Origin of the sequence: Kitasatospora sp. NPDC036755, from assembly GCF_040636595.1 — a bacterium.
Taxonomy (GTDB): Bacteria; Actinomycetota; Actinomycetes; order Streptomycetales; family Streptomycetaceae; genus Kitasatospora.
This window is the reverse complement of the sequence record NZ_JBEZUT010000022.1, coordinates 1-19,740: the sequence shown is the minus strand read 5'-3', so window position 1 is coordinate 19,740 and position 19,740 is coordinate 1. Positions and strand designations below refer to the sequence as shown.

Here is a 19,740-nt window from a genome sequence, read left to right as displayed (position 1 = left end):
GCTCAGAAGGGGGAGAGAAGCCCGTTGGGTTCTCATAAAGCCTGGTCAGGCTGCCTGCCGAGCGGAATCGGCTACTCCGGTGCGGATCGGCCGCCGTTGTCGCCGCCGCAGCCGCAGGAGCGGCGGATGACCAGCCGGGACGGGAACGTGCGGACCCGCTCGGTGTCCGATCCGGGCACCATCAGCGAGTCGTCCAGCACCAGGTCCACGGCGGCCCGGGCCATCGCGTCGCGGTCGGAGGCGACGGTGGTCAGCGGCGGGTCGGCGAGCGCGGCCTCGGGCACGTCGTCGAAGCCGGCCACCGCCAGGTCCTCGGGGACGCGCAGGCCGACCTCGCGGGCGGCCCGCAGCACGCCGATCGCCTGGTCGTCGGTGGAGCAGAACACCGCCCGCGGCCGGTCCGGCGAGCGGAGCAGGCCGAGCGCGACGTCGTAGGCGCCGTAGCGGTGGAAGGGCGCGTCGATCAGGTGCGGCTCGGTGGGGATGCCGTGCGCGTCCATGGCGCGCTGCCAGCCCTCGACGTGGTCGATGACCGGGTCGCCGGGGGCGGGGGACTCGACCGGGCCGCCGAAGCAGGCCACGTACGGGTGCCCGTGCACCTCCAGCAGGTGGCGCACGATCGCCTCGGCGCCCGCCACGTCGTCGGTGACCACCGCGACGTCGTCGATCGCCTCGGGCCGGCGGTGCAGCAGCACCACCTTGGCGCCCTCCATCGCGGCGAACTCCTCGGCGGCGCGCTGCGAGGGGCCCTGGCTGACCAGGATCAGGCCGGAGACGCGCATCCCGAGGAAGGCGCGGACGTAGTGCACCTCGCGGTCGTCCACGTAGTCGGAGTTGCCGATCAGCACGAGCTTGCCGCGCTCGGAGGCGGCCCGTTCCACGGCGTGCGCCATCTCGGCGAAGAAGGGCTGGCGGGCGTCGGGGACGACCATGCCGATCAGGTTGGTGCGCCGGGAGGCCATCGCCTGGGCGACACTGTTCGGCCGGTAGCCGAGCTGGTCGATCGCCGCGAGGACCTTCTCCCGGGTCGCGGGCGCGACCGGGCGCGGCCCGTTGTTGATGACGTAGCTGACGACCGCGGTCGAGGTACCAGCCAGCCGGGCTACATCGTCGCGCGTCACTTTGGCCACGGGGGGAGTCTACGCGTGTGGCCCCCGGGGCGGCAGTGGGGTCCGGGGCCCTGTTCCGCAGGCCGACGAAGGCCTCCGGGAGGAACCGGACAAGCCGGGCGGGGGCGGCCCGCCCGGCCCCGTACCGGTCCCGTGCTCGCCTCCGCGCCGGCTCCGAACGGCCCGGCCTCAGGCCTCCAGGGGGGCCGCGGGCCGCTGGGCGAGTTCCGGCCGTTCGCCCTTCTCCGGCTTCTCCGGGACGACGAAGCGGTAGCCGACGTTGCGCACGGTGCCGATCAGCTGCTCGTGCTCCACGCCGAGCTTGGCGCGCAGCCGCCGGACGTGCACGTCCACGGTCCGGGTGCCGCCGAAGTAGTCGTAGCCCCAGACCTCCTGGAGCAGCTGCGCCCGGGTGAAGACCCGGCCGGGGTGCTGCGCGAGGTACTTGAGCAGCTCGAACTCCTTGAAGGTGAGGTCGAGCGCCCGGCCCTTGAGCTTGGCGGAGTAGGTGGCCTCGTCGACCGAGAGGTCGCCGTTGCGGATCTCCATCGGGCTGTCGTCGGCGTCGACCTGGAGGCGGCCGAGCGCGAGCCGCAGCCGGGCCTCGACCTCGGCCGGGCCGGCCGTGTCCAGCAGGACGTCGTCGATGCCCCACTCGGCGGTGACGGCGGCCAGGCCGCCCTCGGTGACCACCAGGATCAGCGGGCAGCCGATGCCGGTGGAGCGCAGCAGCTGGCAGAGGCTCCGGATCTGCGGGAGGTCACGCCGGCCGTCGACCAGGATGACGTCCGCGCTGGGGGTGTCCACGAGGGCCGCGCCCTCAGCGGGTGCCACCCGGACGTTGTGCAGCAGCAGTCCGAGGGCGGGCAGCACCTCGGCGGAGGGTTGCAGCGCATTGGTGAGGAGGAGGAGAGAACTCATACCCGGTGGTCCCCTTTCCGGGTCGTCGCGGTCGCGTTACGGCTGCCGCCACAGCCGGATGGCGCACGTGCTGGAGGGGAGGGAAGGACGACGGCCGGCCGCGGCGAACCGGTGGAGCGGGTGGCGAGCGGGGCGTGACGGCGACCGCGCCGAGGGGCCCGCGACCCCGGGCGCACCGTTTCTGCCCTGTTCATCACCGCGAACCCTCCGGTCTGGTCCGGTGCCGGGTGGCGGCCCGGTGCCGGGTGGCGATGCCCCGGTCGGCCGGGGCACGTCGTTGTGCCGCGTCGGGCGGGGCGGTTCCTGCTGCGCGCCGGGGGTGGGCCGACGAATCGCAAGAACGTCCGTACTGGCGTCCTGGAAGCACAAAAGGACCCGGGGGCGACTCTGCCCGGATCCCTCTTGGTGGTCGAGGATAGCCGACCGCCCCCTCCGCCGGGAGTGCCCGAATCCGGCGGTTCGCCCAATTCGGGCGTGCGCCGGGTGAGGCTGGACACAGCTTCGAGCGCCGGTCCGGTGCCGTCCGGCGGTGGCGCGCCGGGAGGCCGGTGCGCGCTCCGGGCCCCTCCGGCCAGGGCGATTGCCGCTCGTGGCGGCGGACACGCCATCATGGGACGCGCATCGGAGGCGCTGTCCGGGGTCCATCGTTCGGGTGGTCCGGCGGGCGTCGCGGTGGCGAGCCGGACCGGGGCACCGGGACCGGGCGAGGACGACGAGAAGGGGTGGCCCGATGGGCGCGACCACCGAGCCCGCCAGCGGCGCCCGGGTGCGCGGGACGATCCGCTACTGGGCGGCGGCGAAGTCCGAGGCCGGGCTGGCCGAGGAGCCGTACGAGGCGGCGACCCTCGCGGAGGCGCTGGCGGGGGCGAAGCGGCGGCACGCCGACCGGCCGAAGCTCGTCCGGCTGCTCGGACACTGTTCGTTCCTGGTCGACGGGGCCCAGGTGGGCGGCCGCGACCACACCACCGTCGCACTGACCGAGGGCGGGACGGTGGAGGTCCTCCCGCCGTTCGCGGGAGGCTGAGCAGCGTGACGGACATGAACAACCCGAACCATCCGAACCACCCCAACCGCGGCGGCTACGGCGAGTGGCCGCAGCAGCAGCCCTACCCGCAGCAGCCGCACCCGCAGCAGCAGCACTTCCCGCCGCAGCAGCAGCCGGGCCACCGGCCGCCGTACGGCTACCCGGTGGAGGACGCGGACGCGACCGCGGTGCTGCCGCCGGTGCCGGCCTTCGACGACGCCGACGCGACCACCCTGCTGCCGCCCGTGCCGGCGGCCGGCGACGCCGAGGCTACGGCGCTGCTGCCGCCGGTGGTGGTGTCCGGCCCGCCGGTCGCGCAGCAGCGTCCGCCGCAGCAGTACCGGGAACAGCCGCACCTGCGGCAGCCTCCGCAGCTGCACCAGCAGCCTCCGCAGGAGCGCCGGCAGCAGCCCCCGCAGCACCAGGAGCAGCCCCCGCAGTTGCAGGAGCAGCTCCAGCAGGCGCGGCAGCGGCGGCGGAAGCCGGAGCAGCGGGAGCGGCAGGCGCAGCCCCAGCCGGACCCGACGCTCCAGCTCCAGCAGCCGTCGAGGCCGCGGGCCCGGCACGCGGCTCCGCCGCCGCAGCCGGCCCCCGCGCAGCAGTCGGCGGAGGCCTTCGACCCGCCGACCATGACGCTCAAGCGCCCGGCCGCCCCCGGCCCGCTGGGTCCGGTCGGCACCCCCGGCCCGCTCGGCGCCCCGGCCGCACCGCCGTACCAGCCCGTCCCGCGGCAGGCGGCGGCGCCCGCGGGGCCGGGCGGTCGCACCGGCTCGCCGATCATCGACCCGGGTCTGCAGCCGGCCCTGATCACCGCCGGCGCGGCCGCGCTGCTGGCGGGCGGTGCCGCGCTGGGGCAGATCGCGCTGGCCCTGGTGGTCGCGCTGCTCCAGCTGCTGACGGCGGCCGGCTGGTTCCGGCTGAACGGCATGTGGCCGGCCCGGCAGGGCATCCTGCTCGCCGCGCTGGCCGGTTTCACGGCGGACGCGGCGGTGCTGCTGGCGGACTCCGACGGCGGCGTGGCGGCCGTGGTGGGCACCCTGGGCGGGTTCTTCCTGCTCGTCCTGGTGCTGCAGACGTTCCGCCCGTCGGACCCGAAGGAGCGGTTCTACGCGTTGACGGTGCTCGGCTCGGCCACCGTGGTGACGGTGCTGTGCACCGCGCTGCTGCTGGCGGACTGGGTGCCGGCCGCGGTGGGCGCGGTGGCGCTGGCCACTCTGCTGGCCGCGGCGCCGCTGCCCGGGCCGAAGGTGCTGGGCCCGGTGCTGGGGCTGGCGGCGGCGGTAGCGCTGGGCCTGGTGGTCGGGGCGCCGGTGGCGCTCGGGGCGCTGGCCGGGCTGGGGGCGCTGGTCGGCCGCCGGGTCGCGGCGTACGACTTCCCGTCCCGCTTCGTGCACATGACGGCGGGGGTGGCGCTGCCGCTGGCGGTGTCCGCGCCGCTGGTCTGGATCGCCACCGAGTTGCTGGCCTGACCCGTCCCGCCCCGGAACCATGTTCCGGGGCGGGACGTCGTACGGTCGTGCGGGGCCGGACGTGTCCCGCGTCCGCCGCGGCACGGCGGACGACCCACTGCGAGCGACCAGAGCGACCGGAACGACCGGAACGACCGACGACCACAGCGACGAACGAGCACTGCGACCGGCGACGACGGGGGACACGATGCGCGGATGGCTGAAGGCCACGATCAGCCTGGCGGTGCTGTCCGGCCTGCTGCTGGGCGCCGACCGGATCGCGGTGGGCGTGGCCGAGGACGAGGCCGCCGACCGGATCGTGAAGAGCGGCCGGATGAGCCAGCGCCCGGACGTCTCGATCGAGGGCTTCCCGTTCCTCACCCAGGTGGTGTCGATGAAGCTGGACGACGTCCGGATCTCCTCCGACGGCCTGACCGTCGGCGACGGCAGCCACCAGGTGGCGCTGCACTCGTTCAAGGCGCGGCTGTCCGGGGTCAAGGTCAGTGACAGCATGAGCAGCGCCACGGTGGACAGCGGCACCGGCAGCGGGGTGATCTCCTACCCGGACCTCGCGCAGCTGCTGCCGCCCGCCTCCGAGCTGCTGCACGGGACGAAGCTGCCGGTGGGCGGCAACTCCCGGCTGAGCCTGTCCTACGCCGGGCCGGGCAAGGTCAAGGCCTCGCTGGGGCCGATCGCGATCGGCGAGGGCAACGTCCACAACAAGGGCAACACCGTCACGGTGGACGGTTTCCGGCTGAGCTCGCTGGCGGGCATGGTGGCGGGCGCCACCAACCAGCAGATCGAGCCGATGAGCTTCACCCTGGACTCGCTGCCGGCCGGGCTGAAGCTGGCCGAGAAGGAGGGGGGTGGCGGCGTGACGCCGCTGCCGGAGGGCCTCCAGCTGAGTTTCGACGGCAAGGACGTCAAGCTCCTGGGCTGATCCGCCCGCCCCCGGCCGGCCCTGCCGAATCGTTCCGCTCCGCGAGACGCGCTGTCCAGCGTGAACCGTGGAGCGGTGCCGTTTCCGCCCCGGGCACGTTCCCCGGAGGCCTCCGCCCGGCCCCGGGCGGGCCCCTGTGAGGCCAAGCCGGGGTCAAATCCCATCATCCGGTCGTTCTGGTCCCACTATTCGATACGCTGATGACAGCGGGCCTCCGGTGTCCCTAGCATCGTCGGCATGAAGCGACAGACGGACCTCACGAAGCGGCGGGCGGTAGACCTGTGCCGCGTGGCCGCCTGTCTGTGTCGAATGCGCTGACTCGGCGTTCCGGCAGGGCAGTTGACGCCCGCCGCCGATCTTTCCGGTGACCGCGCCCGGCCCTGTGGGCGGGCGGCCGCCGACGTACTCCTCGGTTTCCGCCCGGCGCCACCGGTCCCACCCCCTCGTCCCGGCATTCGGACAGGATTTCGGACCGCACCCACCCGGGCACCCCGCAGCACCCTCCTGAGCAGCACCTTCCGCACAACCGCCCTCGGATGGAGAACCACCATGAGCCGCAGCGACGTCCTGGTCGACGCCGACTGGGTCCAGGCCCGCCTGGACGACCCGAAGGTCGTCATCGTCGAGGTCGACGAGGACACCTCCGCGTACGACAAGAACCACATCCGCAACGCCGTCCGGATCGACTGGAAGCAGGACCTCCAGGACCCGGTCCGCCGCGACTTCATCGACCAGGCCGGCTTCGAGGCGCTGCTCAGCGCCAAGGGCATCGCCAACGACGACACCGTCGTCCTGTACGGCGGCAACAACAACTGGTTCGCCTCGTACGCCTACTGGTACTTCAAGCTGTACGGCCACGGCGACGTCCGCCTGCTGGACGGCGGCCGCAAGAAGTGGGAGCTGGACTCCCGCGACCTGGTCGCCGAGGTGCCGGCTCGTCCGGCCACCGAGTACACGGCGCAGGCCGTCGACTCCTCGATCCGCGCCTTCCGCGACGACGTGATCGCCGCCATCGGCACCCTGAACCTGGTCGACGTCCGTTCGCCCGACGAGTTCTCCGGCAAGCTGCTCGCCCCGGCCCACCTCCCGCAGGAGCAGTCGCAGCGCCCCGGCCACGTGCCGAGCGCCCGCAACATCCCGTGGGCCAAGAACGCCAACGACGACGGCACCTTCAAGAGCGACGACGAGCTCAAGGCGCTCTACGAGGCCGAGGGCGTCGACCTGGCGAAGGACACCATCGCCTACTGCCGCATCGGCGAGCGCTCCGCGCTCACCTGGTTCGTCCTGCACGAGCTGCTCGGCCAGGAGAACGTCAAGAACTACGACGGCTCGTGGACCGAGTACGGCAGCCTGGTCGGCGTGCCGATCGAGCTCGGCAGCAACTGAGCCTCCGGCTCGACCGGTAAGTCAGAAGGGAACACAGACATGTGCGGTGCGAAGGCCGGCGGCCCGGACCTGGCAGGAGTTGACGTGGCGAACGAGACGATCATCCAGGGTTCGGTGACCCGCGACGGTGAGCCGGTCAACGGCTACGTCCGGCTGCTGGACGAGAACAACGAGTTCACGGCCGAGGTCCCCACCTCGGCGACCGGCCAGTTCCGGTTCTTCGCCCGCCCGGGCAAGTGGACCCTGCGCGCGCTGGTGCCGGGCCAGACCGTGGACCGCCAGGTGGTGGCCTCCCAGGGCACCGCCGTCGAGGTCGCGATCGCGGTCTGACCGGAGCCGGGAACGAATCACCCGGACCACCCCGAGGGCCCCTGCCGCGCAGGGGCCCTCGGCCGTACCGTGGAGGGGTGCGGGCAAGGCGGCGGCGTCGCTACTACTTCGCCATGATGGGCGTGTGCCTGGGCCTGTTCGTCATGGCCTGGGGAGTGGTGCGGTTCTTCTCGGTCGGTGCGGCGATCGGCATGTGCGTCGTCGCGATGGTCATCCCGCCCGTCGCCGCGGTCTTCGCCAACAAGCGCGACCCCGAGGACGACTGGTGGGACGACCCGCGCTGGGACGACCCGAAGTGGGACGAGCCCGGCCACGACCGGGACCGCCCCGACCACGAGGAGCACCCGTAGGGGCGGGGCGTCAGTACACGAGCGCCTGGACGCCGTCCGCCATAATCTCGCTGACGAAGACCTGGGCGCCCGCGATGCGGACACCCTCGACGGTGTCCTTCTGCTCGATCCCGCGCCGCGCCGCGCACTGGGTGCACAGCGTCACCGAGCCGGCCGCCAGGATCGACTCCAGCAGGTCCGGCAGCGGCGCCGCGTGCGGCAGCTCGAACTCCGCGGCCCGGCCCGGCAGCGCGAACCAGGAGGACTCCCCGGTCAGCCAGAGCGAGACCTCGATCCCGCTGGCGACGGCCACCGCCGCCACCGTGAACGCCTGCGAGCACCGCTCCGGCGCGTCCGCCCCTGCGGTGACCTTGATGACCAGTTTCTTCGGCATGGCGCCACCTTAGAGCGCCCGCCGCCCCCGCCGTCCGGCATCCCCGGAACCCTTGGGCAAAGCTTGAGCAGCCGCGGGGGGACGGCGCGAACCGCGACGTGGTGGGGCTCACCGCGACCGGCCGGAACCCGGCGGATAGAGTGAGCGGAGCAAAATCCACCACACTGTCGCCGCCTGGGAGCCCCCCGTGTCCGGTCTGGAAATCTTCTTCGACGGTCTGCTGGCCCTCATGGCCGTGCTGATCACCTGGTTCGCCATCTTCTCGGTGATGAAGCTGTACCAGGGCCAGCGCTGAGCCTGCCGTACGGTTGAGGCATTCCCACACCGACGAGAACAGCGACCAGGAACATGATCGAGATCCCTTCTGACCTCCACAAGGACGTCGTCCCGCTCGCCTTCCTCCTCGGCACCTGGGAGGGCGCGGGCGTCTACGCCCCGCTGCCGGGTGAAGGGGGCCCGGGCGCGGAGAAGTGCAACTTCGGCCAGGAGATCGTGATCCGCCACGACGGCCGCCCCTTCCTGGAGTTCCGCTCCCGCACCTGGGTGCTGAACAACGAGGGCGAGAAGGTCCGTCCGCTGGAGAACGAGCACGCGTTCTGGCGCATCACCAGCAACCACGACGGCACCAGCGGTGCCCGGGGCATCGAGATCTCCTCCGTCCGCGACGACGGCACGGTCGAGATCTGGTACGGCGAGCTGGCCGACGGCAAGCCGCAGGTCGACGTCTCCACCGACGCGGTCGCCCGGATCGAGGGCTCGCCGGAGTACTCCGGCGGCAAGCGGCTGTACGGCTTCGTCAACGGCGAGCTGCTGTGGGTCGGCGAGAAGGCCGCCCCGAACGTGCCGCTGCGCCCGTACATGTCCGCCCAGCTGAAGAAGGTGCTCAGCCCGGCCCAGCTGGTCAAGGACATCAACGACCTGCCGGACGACGGCATCGCCTTCTTCAAGTAGGCAGGTCACCGAAGAGTCGGTGCACGAGGTAGGGACCGGCCCCCGGCCGGTCCCTACACTTGCCTCAGGACCCCCGACCATTGGCAGGGACAGTACCGTGGCGGACACCGGCACCACCGACTGGCAGCTCTCCGGCGACTGGCACCTCTCGGACGACTGGAAGGCCGACCTGCGCGAACGCGGGTACCGGCTCACCCCGCAGCGCCAGCTCGTGCTGGAGGCGGTCGACGAGCTCGACCACGCGACCCCCGACGACATCCTCTGCCACGTCCGCCGGACCGCCAGCGGCATCAACATCTCCACCGTCTACCGGACCCTGGAGCTGCTGGAGGAGCTGGGCCTGGTCTCGCACGCCCACCTGGGCCACGGCGCCCCGACGTACCACCTGGCCGGCCGCCACCACCACCTGCACCTGGTCTGCCGGGACTGCGAGAAGGTCACCGAGACCGACACCGAGATCGCCCAGCCGCTGATCGACAGCCTGCGCGAGCGGCACGGCTTCGACACCGACCTCAAGCACTTCGCGATCTTCGGCCGCTGCGCCGACTGCACCGCCGGGCTCGCCGAGGAGCAGTCGTAAGCTGACCGGTATGACCGGTGTGAAGAGCCCGCTGCTTTCCCTGCCCGGAGCCGTCCCCGCCGAGGGGGCCGACGAGGGTGTCGCCGCCCACTACGGCGACATCTTCCGCGAGCAACGCAACCTGTCGCGGGGGGCCGGCTTCGTCGACCTCTCGCACCGCGGTGTGATCACCGTGACCGGCCAGGACCGGCTCGCCTGGCTGCACCTGCTGGTCACCCAGCACGTCAGCGAGCTGCCCGCGCAGCAGGCCGCCGAGGCGCTGGTGCTCTCCCCGAACGGGCACGTCGAGCACGCGCTCTACCTGGTGGACGACGGCGCGACCACCTGGGCGCACGTCGAGCCGGGCACCCAGGAGGCGCTGGTGGCCTACCTGGAGAGCATGAAGTTCTTCTACCGGGTGGAGGTCGCCGACGCGACCGCCGAGTACGCCGTCGTCCATCTGCCGGCCGGTTCCACCGCCTCCGTCGAGGGAGCCGCCGCCGTCCGCGAACTCCCCCACGGGCGCGACCTGTTCGTGCCGCGCGGCGAGCTGGAGCGGCTCACCGCCGGCTACGGCCCGGCGGCCGGGGTCTGGGCGTACGAGGCGCTGCGGATCGAGGGCCACCGGCCCCGGCTGGGCTTCGAGACCGACCACCGGACCATCCCGCACGAGGTGGACTGGCTGCGCACCGCCGTCCACCTGCAGAAGGGCTGCTACCGCGGCCAGGAGACCGTCGCCCGGGTGCACAACCTGGGCCGTCCGCCGCGCCGGCTGGTCTTCCTGCACCTGGACGGCACCGAGGAGACGCTGCCCCCGCACGGCACCGAGGTGCGGCTGGCCAGCGACCCGGACGGGCGGGCGCTGGGCTTCGTGACCTCCTCGGCCCGGCACCACGAGCTGGGGCCGATCGCGCTGGCGATCGTCAAGCGGAACGTCCCGGTGGACGCCGTGCTGCTGGCCGGCACGGTGCCGGGCACCCAGGACGTGATCGTCCCGCAGTAGTGGGCCGCTCGGGCTCCGACCCGCTCGGGCTACGCCCCGGTCGGAGCCCGAGCCGGTCAGACCTCGACGAGGACGGTGAACGGGCCGTCGTTCACCAGCGCCACCCGCATGTCGGCGCCGAACCGGCCCGTCTCCACCTTGGCGCCCAGCGCGCGCAGCTGCGCCACCACCTCGTCCACCAGCGGCTCGGCGACCGGGCCGGGGGCGGCGGCGTTCCAGGTGGGGCGGCGGCCCTTGCGGGCGTCGCCGTAGAGCGTGAACTGGCTGATCACCAGCAGCGGGGCGCCGAGGTCCGAGCAACTCTGCTCCACGCCCTCGTCGTTCGCGGGCAGCAGCCGCAGCGTCCAGAGCTTGCGGGCCAGTTGGGCGGCCTTGGCGGGGGTGTCGTCGTGGGTGACGCCGACCAGGACGCAGAGCCCGGGCCCCTCGATCGCGCCGACGGTCTCACCGGCCACGGTCACCCGGGCCTCGGTCACTCGCTGCACCACTGCTCGCATGCCGCCATTGTGCCGGAGCGCCGTACGGCCCCCGGAGGGCCCCCGCGTCCGCCGTCCGGGCCCGCCGGCGCCCCCGCGCCCCTGGCCCCGCGCCGCACCCTTCCCGTACGCCTCAGCGGCCTCCTCAGGGCGCACACCAGGGGCGCGTAAGCAGGCTGCGCGCGCCCGGGGGTGAGCGCCTGCGCCGAATCGGGCGCCCATCTTCCTGGGGAAAGGGCCGGTCATATCAGCCACCCCCGTTCGCCAGGGGGCCGTTCGGGTGCACGGGCGGTGCGCGTGCGCCGGGTGGGGTGGCACGCTGGTGGACCGTACGAAGGGTCCGGGGCGCCAGGAGGTCCGCCGCGTCGGGCCGGGTTCGACCGGGCGGTCGAGCCGGTGGGTCAGCGTCCGGCGCAGCCGCCCGGTGGGCGGTCGCGGCCGGGACCGGCACCTCCGGGGTTCCCGGGCGGGCCGGTGGACGGGACGCGCGGCCCGCCGGGGGACGGGACGGACCGGCGGCAGGGACGGGGCGCCGCGAGCGGGCGGGATCGGACGATGTCAGGTGGTTGGGTGATGGACGCGAGCAGTGCGGCGCGGGACCGGTCCGGGCCGGTGGTGCGGGCCCCCGGAGGGCCGTACGGTCCGGCGGCGGGCACGGGGGAGGAACCCGACCTGGAGCGGCTGGGCCTGGAGCAGCTGCGGGTGCTGCGCCGGGAGACCCTGGAGCAGGAGGCCGACCTGTCCTACCTGCGCCGGCTGCTGCACGGGCGGATGGACATCCTGCGCGCCGAACTCGACCGGCGGCCCGGCGTGGGCCCGGTCTCCGTGATCGGCCCGGCCTACCCCGGACCGGTGCCCGGCGACCTGCTGGACCGGTTGCCGGCCATCCTGACCGACGCTCCCTCCACCGTGCGGCGCTCGGCCCGGCACGTCACCCTCGGCCCGCCGCGCACCCAGGAGTCCCAGCTGGAGGCGGACGCGTTGATGGGCGACGTCCAGCTCGCCGACCTGGCGGCGCACCCGGCCGAGGAGCTGCTGGCCGCCCTGGAACGGCTGCGGGCGCACGAGCGCGAGGTGTCCGGACGGCGCCAGCGGCTGCTGCGCACGGCCGACGGTTGCAACGCCGAGATCACCCGCAGGTACCGTGATGGGGAAGCGCGGGTCGACGACCTGCTCGCGGGAGGGCCGCTCTGACCGGGTGAGTCGCCGCGGGCGGTGGGCCCGGCTCGCTCTAGGCCCACCCTCGCCCCGGAAGGCTCATCCGCCATGTCCCTGCCCGCCATCGCGCCCGTTCTCGCCGAGGTCGTGCGCTCCGGTTTCGTCGAGGGCCGTCACCACGGCTCCCTGGTGCTGCTCGCGGCGGACGGCTCGGTCGAGTTCGCGCTCGGCGACCCGGACGCCCCGGTCTTCCCGCGGTCGACCGCCAAGCCGTTCCAGGCGGTGGCCACGCTGCGGGCCGGGCTGGCGATCGAGGGCGAGCTGCTGGCGCTGGCGGCCTCCAGCCACTCCGCAGAATCGTTTCACCTCGATGGTGTGCGGAGCATCCTCGGCTCCGCCGGGCTCGACGAATCGGCCCTGCGCACCCCGGCCGACCTGCCGCTGGACGAGACCGAGGCGGAGCTGCTGCTCGCCGCCGGCGGCGAGCGCGCCCCGATCCTGATGGACTGCTCCGGCAAGCACGCCGGCTGGCTGGCCGCCTGCACGGCCAACGGCTGGGACACCGAGAGCTACCTCGACCCGGCCCACCCGATCCAGCGGCTGGCCCGCGAGGCCCTGGAGGAGGGCACCGGCGAGAGCGCCGCGCACGCCGGGGTGGACGGCTGCGGCGCGCCGCTGCTGGCCGTGTCGCTGACCGGCCTGGCCCGCGGCTACCGCAGCCTGGTGCTGGCCGCCGAGGGCACCGAGCCGCGCCGCGTCGCCGACGCGATGCGCGCCCACCCCGAGTACGTGGCCGGCACCCGGCGGGCCGACACCTGGCTGATGCGGGCGCTGCCGGGCGCGCTGTCCAAGATGGGCGCCGAGGCCGTCCAGGTGGTCGCGCTGCCCGACGGGCGGGCGCTGGCCTTCAAGATCGAGGACGGCGGCGAGCGGGCCCGCGGCCCGGTGCTGGCAGCCGCGCTGCGCCGGCTCGGCGTGGCCGGGGCGGACGAGACCGTCGAGCGGATCGGCGCGGCCCCGCTGCTCGGCGGCGGGGTGCGGGTCGGCGAGGTGCGGGCGGCGTTCTAGGGGGCGTCCTGGGGCCGGCGCGGCCCCACCGCTCGGCGGCGGGGTGCGGACGGCGCTCCAGCACCCGCCCGGGGCGGGACCGGGCCGTCTCCGGCCCCCGCCCGGGGGCCGGAGACCGCCCGCCGGGGTGCGGGCGGACCCGGGCCGGTGCACGGTGGACCGGGGGCCGTCGCACAGTTGAGGAGTCCGCCATGACCGACCACGTGTACCGGGTGACCGAGATCGTCGGGTCCTCGGCCGAGAGCGTCGACGCCGCGATCCGCAACGGCGTGGAGCGGGCCTCCCGGACGCTGCGCAACCTCGACTGGTTCGAGGTCTCGCAGGTCCGGGGCCACCTGGAGGACGGCCGGATCAAGCACTACCAGGTGTGCATGAAGGTCGGCTTCCGCCTGGAGGACTGACCGCCCCGGGGCTTGTCGGGTCCGCGGGTTCAGCCGCGTTCCGGCAGCACCAGCGGCACCCCGGTGCGCGGGTGCGCCAGCACCTCGACGGGGTGCCCGTACACCTCGCTGAGCAGCGGTGCCCGCAGCACCTCGGCGACCGGCCCGTCCGCGACCGTCGCCCCGCCCGTCAGCAGGACCACCCGGTCCGCGTAGGCCGCCGCCAGGGACAGGTCGTGCAGCACCACGACCACCCCGTCCCCGGCCGCGGCCCGGGCCCGGGCGACCCGCAGCACCAGCTCCTGGTGGCGCAGGTCGAGGGCCGCGGTCGGCTCGTCCAGGAGCAGCAGCGGCGTGCGCTGGGCCAGCACCCGGGCCAGCGCCACCCGGGCCCGTTCGCCGCCGGACAGGGCGGTGAACGGGCGTCCGGCGAAGGCGGTGGACTCGGTGGCGGCCATCGCCTCGGCCACGGCCGCGGCGTCCTCGGCCGCCGCCGCCGTGCCCGCCCACGGCGCGCGGCCCATCCGGACCACCTCGTCGGCGGGGAACGGGAAGGACAGCGCGGCGGACTGCGGGAGCAGCGCCCGGTGCAGCGCGAGTTCGGCGGCGCCGTAGCCGCTCAGCGGGCGGCCGCGCAGGGTGACCGCGCCGCCGTCCGGACGGACGTCGCCGGCCAGGACGGACAGCAGGGTGGACTTGCCGGCGCCGTTCGGCCCCAGCAGCGCGACCACCTCGCCGGCCGCGACCCGGACCGCGGCGCCGGCCAGCAGCGGGCGCCCGCCGAGGTCCAGCCGGACGCCCTCGGCGGTGAGCAACTCGCTCCCGGGGGCGGGTCGTTCGGGGATCTCCCGGTGTCGGCGCAGCTTCACGCCCAGCCTCCCTGCCTGGTCCTGGTCCGGCGCAGCAGCCAGAAGAAGAACGGGCTGCCGATCAGCGCGGTGAGCACCCCGAGCGGCAGTTCGGCCGGTTCGGCGAGGGTGCGGGCGGCGAGGTCGGCGACCACCAGCACCAGTGCCCCGCCCAGTGCGGAGGCGGACAGCAGGAAGCGGTGGCCGGGCCCGGCGAGCATCCGCAGCAGGTGCGGGACGACCAGGCCGACGAAGCCGATGATCCCGCTGACCGCGACGGCCGCGGCCGTGAGCAGCGCGACGACGGTGATCAGCACCAGCCGCATCCGCTCGACGTCCACCCCGAGGTGGCGGGCCGGGCGCTCGCCGAGGGCCAGCAGGTCCAGCTTGCGGGCGTACAGCGGCGCGACGGCGAGGCCCACCAGGGCGAACGGCAGGACGGCCAGCACCTTGCCCCAGGTGGCCTGGGCGAGCGAGCCGAGCTGCCAGAAGGTGACCTGGCTGATCGCGGCGGAGTCGGCGGTGAACAGGAAGAGGCCGATCAGGGCGCCGCAGAAGGCGTTCACGGCGACGCCGGTGAGGATCAGCGTGACCACCTCGGTGCGCCCGCCGGCGCGGGCCATGACGTACACCGCGAAGACCGTCAGCAGGCCGCTCGCGAAGGCGGAGGCGGTGACCGTCCAGCTGCCGAGGGCGTCCAGGCCGAGGACGATGCAGGCCACCGCGCCGACCGCGCCGCCGGAGGAGACGCCGATCACGGCGGGTTCGGCGAGCGGGTTGCCGAACACGCCCTGCATCAGCGCCCCGGCGCAGCCCAGCGAACCGCCGACCAGCAGGGCGAGCACCACCCGGGGCAGCCGGACGTTCCACAGCACCGACTCCGGCACCCGGTCCAGGGCGTGGCCGCCGAGGCCGAGGCGGTGGGCGGTGGAGGCGAGGATGTCGCCGAGCGGGATGCGGTAGGCGCCGACGCCGGCCGCGAGCAGGGCGCAGAGGACCAGGGCGGCGGCGAGTCCGGCGGTGAGCAGGGTGGTGCGGCGGACGGCCGGGAGGGCTCCGTGGCGCGCGGCGACGCTCATGTGGCGTCCGCCGGGTAGAGCTGGGCGGCGATCTCCCGCAGCACCTGCGGGGTGCGGGGTCCGTAGCTGAGCAGCCGGCCGTCCTCGACCGAGACGATCCGGCGGTCGAGCCCGGCCGGGGTCTGGGCGACGCCGGGCAGCTTGAGCAGGCCGTCCACGCCGCCGACCGAGTCGAGGCCCTTGCTCATCACCAGGATCGCGTCGGGTGCGGCCTTGACCAGGGCCTCGCTGGTGAGCGGGGTGAAGTCGCCGGTGAGGCCGGCGGCGGTGCCGGCGTCCTCGCCGCCGACGGCCTCGATGAGCGAGCCGGCGCCGGAGGCGGGGCCGCCGAGCAGGTAGACGGAAGCGCTGCCGCGCAGGTAGAGGAAGGCGACTCTCGGGTGGCGCCCGGCGGCCGGGACGGCGGCCTCGGCCTGGTCGATCCGCTGCTCGGTGCGTTCCCTCAACTGCCGTCCGGCGTCCGGGACTCCGAGTGCGGCGGCGACGGTGTCGATGCGCGGGCCGACGTCGGCCAGCCGCTTGGCGTCGTCGAGGACGAGCAGCGGGACGCCGGCCGCCCGGATCTGCGCGATCGCCTCGGCCGGGCCGGTGGAGCGGTCGGCGAGGACGACGGTGGGGTGCAGCGAGAGCACGCCCTCGGCGGAGACGTCGTGGGCCTGGGTGATCACCGGCAGGGCGGCGGCCTGCCGGAAGGTGGTGGAGACGTCCCGGGCGACCACCTTGGGGCCGAGGCCGAGGCTGAACACCAGCTCGGAGAGGCTGCCGTTGAGCGGGATGATCCGCTCGACGCTGGTGACGGTGACCTCGCGGCCGTCGGCGGAGGCGGTGGTGGCGGGCAGCCGTGGGGCGGGGTCGCCGACCAGCGGCTCGACGGTGTCGGGGGCCCGGGAGGCGGCCGCGGTGGGCGCCGCCTTGGTGCTGCCGCAGGCGGTGAGGGCGAGCAGCAGGCCCAGGGCGAGCAGCAGGAGGGCGGGCCCGCGGGCCGCCCTGGGTCGGATCGTGCTGCTCAACCTGCTTCCTTCCGTCGGGAGTTGACGCCTGTCGCGGCTCGGGTGAGGAGTGCGGGGCGGGCTTCTTGACTCATATATTAGGTTAGCCTTACCTAAATTCCGCAAGGGGGTCGGCCGCGCCGGACCCTTCCCCCGTCGCGCCCCCGCACCCCCGAGGAGTGATCCGCCGTGCCGCTGTCCCATCGGCTCCGCCGTTCGGCCGCCGCCCTGGTGGCCGCCCTGGCCGCCCTGCTGACGGTGGGCCTGTCGCCGGGCACGGCGGCCGCCGCCGAGGGCAGGGTCTCCGGCGGGCGGCTGGACTGGGGCATCAAGCAGTCCTTCCTGACCTACGTCACCGGGCCCATCGCGAAGGGGAGTTGGGCGCTGACCGGCGGCGCCGCCACGGTCGGCGGCAGCACCTTCCGGTTCCACTCGGCGAACGGCACCTACGACCCGACGACCGGCGCGCTGACCGCCGCCTTCTCCGGCGGGGTCCGGTTCACGGGGCACCGGGAGGGCGGAGCCGACGCGCTCGACCTGAGCGTCGGCCGGCTCACCTTCAAGGCCGTCCAGGGCGGCGCAGCCGGGCTGTACGCGGACGTCAGCAGCAAGTCCAGGGAGACCGGCCAGGTGAGCAGCGCGAGCCAGGCCAAGCTGGCCGACCTCTCGCTGGCCGGCGTCGACCTGCGCGGCGCGGCCGGCACCCTGACGCTGAGCGGCGTCCCGGCGACCCTCACCGACGCCGGGGCGAAGGCCTTCGGCGGCTTCTACCAGGCCGGAACGGCCCTCGACCCGCTGGCGCTCTCGGTCAACCTGCCCGCCGCACCGACGACTTCGGCGCCGTCCGCGCCGACGCCCGGCGCGGCCCCCGCGGCCGGGACCGGAACCACGACCGGCACCACGACCGGGGCCGCGGCCGGGACGGCGCCGGTGCCGACGCCCACCGCCGAACCGGCGGCCGAGTCGGCGGCCCGGACCCCGGCCCGTACCGAGTTCGCCGCCGGCGCCCTCGACTGGGGCGTGCGCCGCACCTTCCGGGACTACGTCACCGGCGCCATCGCCCAGGGCCGTTGGGAGCTCGGCGGCGGGGCGGCGGACGGCGGAGCGTTCTTCCGCTGGACCCCGGCCAAGGGCGCTTACGACCCGGCGACCGGCGAACTGACCGCCGCCTTCACCGGCACCGTCCGCTTCACCGGGATGCGCGGCGGCGACGGCTACGGTCTGGACCTCACCCTCGCCAACCCGGCCGTCACCGTCTCCGGCGGCCGGGGCCGACTGCTCGCCGACGTCTCCGGCCGCACCCCGGACGGGGCCACCCGGCAGTCGGCCGGCGTCGAACTGGCCACCTTCGACCCGGCCGGCCTCAAGGCCGAAGGCGGCCTGCTGAAGGCCGTCGAACTGCCGCTGAAGCTCGCCGAGGGCGGCGCCGGGGCCTTCGGCGGCCTGTACCCGGCGGGCACCGAGATGGACCCGCTGAGCTTCGCCGTCGCCCTCGACCCGGCCGCCGCGCTGCCCCCGCTGCCCGACCTCGGCAGCGCCCCGGCCACCCCGCCGGAGGCCGCCGCGAGCCCGTCCGCCTCCCCGGCCGCCGCGCCCGTCGCCGCGTCCTCCGCGGACGGTGTGCTGGTGGCCGCCGCGGTCGGCGGAGCGGTGCTGGTGGCCGCCCTGGCCACCACCGGCGGGCTGCTCGTCCGCCGCCGCCGGGCGGCCGCCGCGGCGTCGGCCCCCGATGCCACCGGGCCCGACGCCGACGCCTGACCCCCGGGAGCGTCCCCCGCTCCTTCCACCCCTTCGAACTCCCCCTCCGAACGGAGTACCCCGCATGTCCCGCAACCGCACCCGGCTCGCCGCCGTCGCGGCCGCCACCGTCGGCCTCGGCCTGACCGCCCTCGGCGCCCCCGCACTCGCCTTCGGCGCGGGCGGTCCGGGCAGCGTCACGTACGACACCGGCGCGCTGGACTGGGGCGTGAAGGCCGGATTCCGCAGCTACATCGAGGGCCCGGCCTCCCAGGGCGGCGCGATCGAGCTGACCGGCGGCGCGACCCGCAACGCCGACGGCACCTTCCACTTCGGCCTGGCGAACGCGGCCTACGACCTCACCACCCACGCGCTCAGCTCCTCCTTCACCGGCGGTGTGCACTTCACCGCCCACCACGGCGCGCTGGACGTCGCGCTCAGCGATCTGCGGATCACCACCTCCGGCACCACCGGCACGCTGACCGCCGACACCGCCTCCAAGGAGTCGACGGGCGCCACCGAGATCACTCGCCGGGACGACGTGCCGCTGGTGACCTTCACCGTCGCCCGGGACACCACCAACGGGGTGCCGGCCGCCGCCAAGCTGACCGAGCAGGGCACCCGGGTCTTCGCCGGCTTCTACCAGGCGGGGGCGGACATGGACCCGCTGTCGCTGCTGCTGAAGCAGAGCCCGGCGACGCCCCGGCCGACCACCACCTCCTCGCCGAGCACGAGCCCCGGCACCAGCGCGAGTCCGACGGCCGACCCGACGGCCGGCCCGACCGGCGGTCCGAGCACGGCCCCCACCGGTACACCGACGGGCACGCCGACCTCGGCCCCGTCGTCCGGCACGCCTTCGGCCGGCTCCTCGCCCTCCGCCACCCCGTCGTCGGGCGCCACCGCCTCCCCGTCGTCGACCGGGAGCCCGAGCGCGACCCCGGGCCGCCTGCCGGTGCTGAACGGTGCCCTGGACTGGACGGTCAAGGAGAGCTTCCGCGGCTACCTGGCGTCCCCGATGGCCGCCGGGAAGGTCGAGTTCGGCGGAGGCGCGGCCGACTACCGCTTCGGTGGCGCCACCGGCTCGTACAACACCGCCGACCACGCCCTGACCGCCGCCTTCGGCGGCTCGGTCCGTTTCCTCGGCCACCCCGGCAAGGACGGCTGGGCGCTGGACACCACGCTCTCCAAGCTGGGCCTGGCCATCGACCGGGACGGCGCGTTCCTGACCGCCGACGTCAACGGCAAGTCCCCGGACGGCAGGTCGACCTCGCTGAGGGGCGCCCGGATCGCCAAGCTGGACGTCCCGGCCTCCGCCCTGAAGCCGGTCGACGGCGTGGTGACGCTGTCCAGGGTCCCGGCGGTGCTGACCGCCGAGGGCGTGCCGGTCTTCTCCAACTACCCGGCCGGTACGGCCCTGGACCCGGTCAGCGCCACGCTCGCCTTCGACAAGGACGCCAAGCTGCCGACGGCCCCGCCCGCCGGTTCGGCCGGCGGCGGTGGCGCCGGTGCCGCGGCCGGCGGCGGCCAGGGGACGGGCGGTGGCGGCACCTCCGGCGGCGCCTCGCTGACCACCGGCGGCCTGGCCGGTGCCGGCGGCTCGCTGGCAGCCAC

22 protein-coding genes are annotated in these 19,740 nt (G+C 74.8%); 15 read left to right on the top strand and 7 right to left on the bottom strand.

Annotated elements, in window-relative coordinates; translation table 11 throughout:
• Nucleotides 1-71 precede the first annotated feature (71 nt).
• Nucleotides 72-1,130, bottom strand: coding sequence for a LacI family DNA-binding transcriptional regulator (locus tag AB0E96_RS05620; RefSeq protein ID WP_359818886.1), 1,059 nt, complete (start codon nt 1,128-1,130; stop codon nt 72-74).
• A 168-nt stretch (nt 1,131-1,298) separates the two neighbouring features.
• Nucleotides 1,299-2,030 (bottom strand): response regulator transcription factor, encoded by a 732-nt coding sequence (locus AB0E96_RS05615; protein ID WP_359818883.1) that lies wholly within the window; start codon nt 2,028-2,030, stop codon nt 1,299-1,301.
• Between the two features lie 730 nt (nt 2,031-2,760).
• Here AB0E96_RS05615 and AB0E96_RS05610 point away from each other — a divergent pair.
• The 7 genes from AB0E96_RS05610 (at nt 2,761) to AB0E96_RS05580 (ending at nt 7,508) form a co-directional block, all read left to right on the top strand.
• Entirely contained in the window at nt 2,761-3,054 is a 294-nt protein-coding gene (locus AB0E96_RS05610) for a MoaD/ThiS family protein (protein ID WP_359818880.1), read from the top strand.
• A gap of 14 nt (nt 3,055-3,068) precedes the next feature.
• A complete protein-coding gene (locus AB0E96_RS05605; RefSeq protein ID WP_359818877.1) occupies nt 3,069-4,523 on the top strand; it encodes a hypothetical protein in 1,455 nt (484 codons plus the stop codon).
• 187 nt (nt 4,524-4,710) lie between these two features.
• On the top strand, nt 4,711-5,442 hold the full coding sequence (locus AB0E96_RS05600) for a DUF2993 domain-containing protein (protein ID WP_359818874.1): 732 nt from the start codon (nt 4,711-4,713) through the stop codon (nt 5,440-5,442).
• A 237-nt stretch (nt 5,443-5,679) separates the two neighbouring features.
• On the top strand, nt 5,680-5,760 hold the full coding sequence (locus tag AB0E96_RS05595) for an Ms5788A family Cys-rich leader peptide (protein ID WP_350517234.1): 81 nt from the start codon (nt 5,680-5,682) through the stop codon (nt 5,758-5,760).
• 231 nt (nt 5,761-5,991) lie between these two features.
• Nucleotides 5,992-6,828 carry a sulfurtransferase gene (locus tag AB0E96_RS05590; protein WP_359818871.1) on the top strand — a complete coding sequence of 279 codons (837 nt, stop codon included), beginning with the start codon at nt 5,992-5,994 and terminating at the stop codon, nt 6,826-6,828.
• Nucleotides 6,829-6,867: 39 nt separating this feature from the next.
• Entirely contained in the window at nt 6,868-7,158 is a 291-nt protein-coding gene (locus AB0E96_RS05585) for a DUF1416 domain-containing protein (protein ID WP_030288989.1), read from the top strand.
• Between the two features lie 77 nt (nt 7,159-7,235).
• Nucleotides 7,236-7,508: a DUF3099 domain-containing protein gene (locus tag AB0E96_RS05580; protein WP_359818868.1), complete on the top strand. Its 273-nt coding sequence runs from the start codon at nt 7,236-7,238 to the stop codon at nt 7,506-7,508.
• Between the two features lie 10 nt (nt 7,509-7,518).
• On the opposite strand, the gene AB0E96_RS05575 is transcribed toward AB0E96_RS05580, so the two are convergent.
• Nucleotides 7,519-7,881, bottom strand: coding sequence for a DsrE family protein (locus AB0E96_RS05575; RefSeq protein WP_189924813.1), 363 nt, complete (start codon nt 7,879-7,881; stop codon nt 7,519-7,521).
• A gap of 348 nt (nt 7,882-8,229) precedes the next feature.
• Here AB0E96_RS05575 and AB0E96_RS05570 point away from each other — a divergent pair, with 348 nt between their 5' ends.
• The 3 genes from AB0E96_RS05570 (at nt 8,230) to AB0E96_RS05560 (ending at nt 10,394) form a co-directional block, all read left to right on the top strand.
• On the top strand, nt 8,230-8,832 hold the full coding sequence (locus AB0E96_RS05570; protein ID WP_359818865.1) for an FABP family protein: 603 nt from the start codon (nt 8,230-8,232) through the stop codon (nt 8,830-8,832).
• Between the two features lie 97 nt (nt 8,833-8,929).
• Nucleotides 8,930-9,412 (top strand): Fur family transcriptional regulator, encoded by a 483-nt coding sequence (locus AB0E96_RS05565; protein ID WP_359818862.1) that lies wholly within the window; start codon nt 8,930-8,932, stop codon nt 9,410-9,412.
• Between the two features lie 19 nt (nt 9,413-9,431).
• Nucleotides 9,432-10,394: a folate-binding protein gene (locus AB0E96_RS05560; protein WP_359818941.1), complete on the top strand. Its 963-nt coding sequence runs from the start codon at nt 9,432-9,434 to the stop codon at nt 10,392-10,394.
• Between the two features lie 56 nt (nt 10,395-10,450).
• Here AB0E96_RS05560 and dtd read toward each other — a convergent pair whose 3' ends face one another.
• The gene (gene dtd, locus AB0E96_RS05555) at nt 10,451-10,891 is read right to left on the bottom strand and encodes a D-aminoacyl-tRNA deacylase (protein WP_359818859.1); all 441 of its coding nucleotides are present in this window, start codon (nt 10,889-10,891) and stop codon (nt 10,451-10,453) included.
• A gap of 552 nt (nt 10,892-11,443) precedes the next feature.
• On the opposite strand from dtd, the gene AB0E96_RS05550 reads away from it, so the two are divergent.
• The 3 genes from AB0E96_RS05550 (at nt 11,444) to AB0E96_RS05540 (ending at nt 13,497) form a co-directional block, all read left to right on the top strand.
• Nucleotides 11,444-12,064 carry an ABC transporter substrate-binding protein gene (locus AB0E96_RS05550; RefSeq protein ID WP_359818856.1) on the top strand — a complete coding sequence of 207 codons (621 nt, stop codon included), beginning with the start codon at nt 11,444-11,446 and terminating at the stop codon, nt 12,062-12,064.
• A gap of 72 nt (nt 12,065-12,136) precedes the next feature.
• Nucleotides 12,137-13,096 (top strand): asparaginase, encoded by a 960-nt coding sequence (locus tag AB0E96_RS05545; protein WP_359818853.1) that lies wholly within the window; start codon nt 12,137-12,139, stop codon nt 13,094-13,096.
• Nucleotides 13,097-13,287: 191 nt separating this feature from the next.
• Nucleotides 13,288-13,497: a dodecin gene (locus AB0E96_RS05540; protein ID WP_359818850.1), complete on the top strand. Its 210-nt coding sequence runs from the start codon at nt 13,288-13,290 to the stop codon at nt 13,495-13,497.
• A gap of 29 nt (nt 13,498-13,526) precedes the next feature.
• On the opposite strand, the gene AB0E96_RS05535 is transcribed toward AB0E96_RS05540, so the two are convergent.
• The 3 genes from AB0E96_RS05535 to AB0E96_RS05525 are packed head-to-tail and all read right to left on the bottom strand — an operon-like array spanning nt 13,527 to nt 16,350.
• On the bottom strand, nt 13,527-14,339 hold the full coding sequence (locus tag AB0E96_RS05535) for a heme ABC transporter ATP-binding protein (protein WP_359818939.1): 813 nt from the start codon (nt 14,337-14,339) through the stop codon (nt 13,527-13,529).
• Between the two features lie 2 nt (nt 14,340-14,341).
• Nucleotides 14,342-15,403, bottom strand: coding sequence for an iron ABC transporter permease (locus AB0E96_RS05530; RefSeq protein WP_359818848.1), 1,062 nt, complete (start codon nt 15,401-15,403; stop codon nt 14,342-14,344).
• Nucleotides 15,400-16,350, bottom strand: a complete 951-nt coding sequence (locus tag AB0E96_RS05525) for an ABC transporter substrate-binding protein (protein WP_359818936.1) — start codon at nt 16,348-16,350, stop codon at nt 15,400-15,402. Before AB0E96_RS05525 ends, AB0E96_RS05530 begins: the two co-directional genes overlap by 4 nt.
• A gap of 231 nt (nt 16,351-16,581) precedes the next feature.
• On the opposite strand from AB0E96_RS05525, the gene AB0E96_RS05520 reads away from it, so the two are divergent.
• Together AB0E96_RS05520 and AB0E96_RS05515 are read left to right on the top strand one after the other, a co-directional pair.
• The gene (locus tag AB0E96_RS05520) at nt 16,582-18,150 is read left to right on the top strand and encodes an HtaA domain-containing protein (protein ID WP_359818846.1); all 1,569 of its coding nucleotides are present in this window, start codon (nt 16,582-16,584) and stop codon (nt 18,148-18,150) included.
• A 64-nt stretch (nt 18,151-18,214) separates the two neighbouring features.
• Nucleotides 18,215-19,740 (top strand): HtaA domain-containing protein (locus AB0E96_RS05515; protein WP_359818844.1); only part of this gene is annotated, 1,526 nt, incomplete at its 3' end.

Excerpts from the sequence above, each read along its gene's own strand:
- AB0E96_RS05590 (WP_359818871.1), top strand. The coding sequence starts at position 5,992 with ATGAGCCGCAGCGACGTCCTGGTCGACGCCGACTGGGTCCAGGCCCGC.
- AB0E96_RS05545 (WP_359818853.1), top strand. The coding sequence starts at position 12,137 with ATGTCCCTGCCCGCCATCGCGCCCGTTCTCGCCGAGGTCGTGCGCTCC.
- AB0E96_RS05585 (WP_030288989.1), top strand. The coding sequence starts at position 6,868 with ATGTGCGGTGCGAAGGCCGGCGGCCCGGACCTGGCAGGAGTTGACGTG.
- AB0E96_RS05605 (WP_359818877.1), top strand. The coding sequence starts at position 3,069 with ATGAACAACCCGAACCATCCGAACCACCCCAACCGCGGCGGCTACGGC.
- AB0E96_RS05530 (WP_359818848.1), bottom strand. The coding sequence starts at position 15,403 with ATGAGCGTCGCCGCGCGCCACGGAGCCCTCCCGGCCGTCCGCCGCACC.
- AB0E96_RS05600 (WP_359818874.1), top strand. The coding sequence starts at position 4,711 with ATGCGCGGATGGCTGAAGGCCACGATCAGCCTGGCGGTGCTGTCCGGC.
- AB0E96_RS05570 (WP_359818865.1), top strand. The coding sequence starts at position 8,230 with ATGATCGAGATCCCTTCTGACCTCCACAAGGACGTCGTCCCGCTCGCC.
- dtd (WP_359818859.1), bottom strand. The coding sequence starts at position 10,891 with ATGCGAGCAGTGGTGCAGCGAGTGACCGAGGCCCGGGTGACCGTGGCC.
- AB0E96_RS05595 (WP_350517234.1), top strand. The coding sequence starts at position 5,680 with ATGAAGCGACAGACGGACCTCACGAAGCGGCGGGCGGTAGACCTGTGC.
- AB0E96_RS05575 (WP_189924813.1), bottom strand. The coding sequence starts at position 7,881 with ATGCCGAAGAAACTGGTCATCAAGGTCACCGCAGGGGCGGACGCGCCG.
- AB0E96_RS05540 (WP_359818850.1), top strand. The coding sequence starts at position 13,288 with ATGACCGACCACGTGTACCGGGTGACCGAGATCGTCGGGTCCTCGGCC.
- AB0E96_RS05610 (WP_359818880.1), top strand. The coding sequence starts at position 2,761 with ATGGGCGCGACCACCGAGCCCGCCAGCGGCGCCCGGGTGCGCGGGACG.
- AB0E96_RS05550 (WP_359818856.1), top strand. The coding sequence starts at position 11,444 with ATGGACGCGAGCAGTGCGGCGCGGGACCGGTCCGGGCCGGTGGTGCGG.
- AB0E96_RS05615 (WP_359818883.1), bottom strand. The coding sequence starts at position 2,030 with ATGAGTTCTCTCCTCCTCCTCACCAATGCGCTGCAACCCTCCGCCGAG.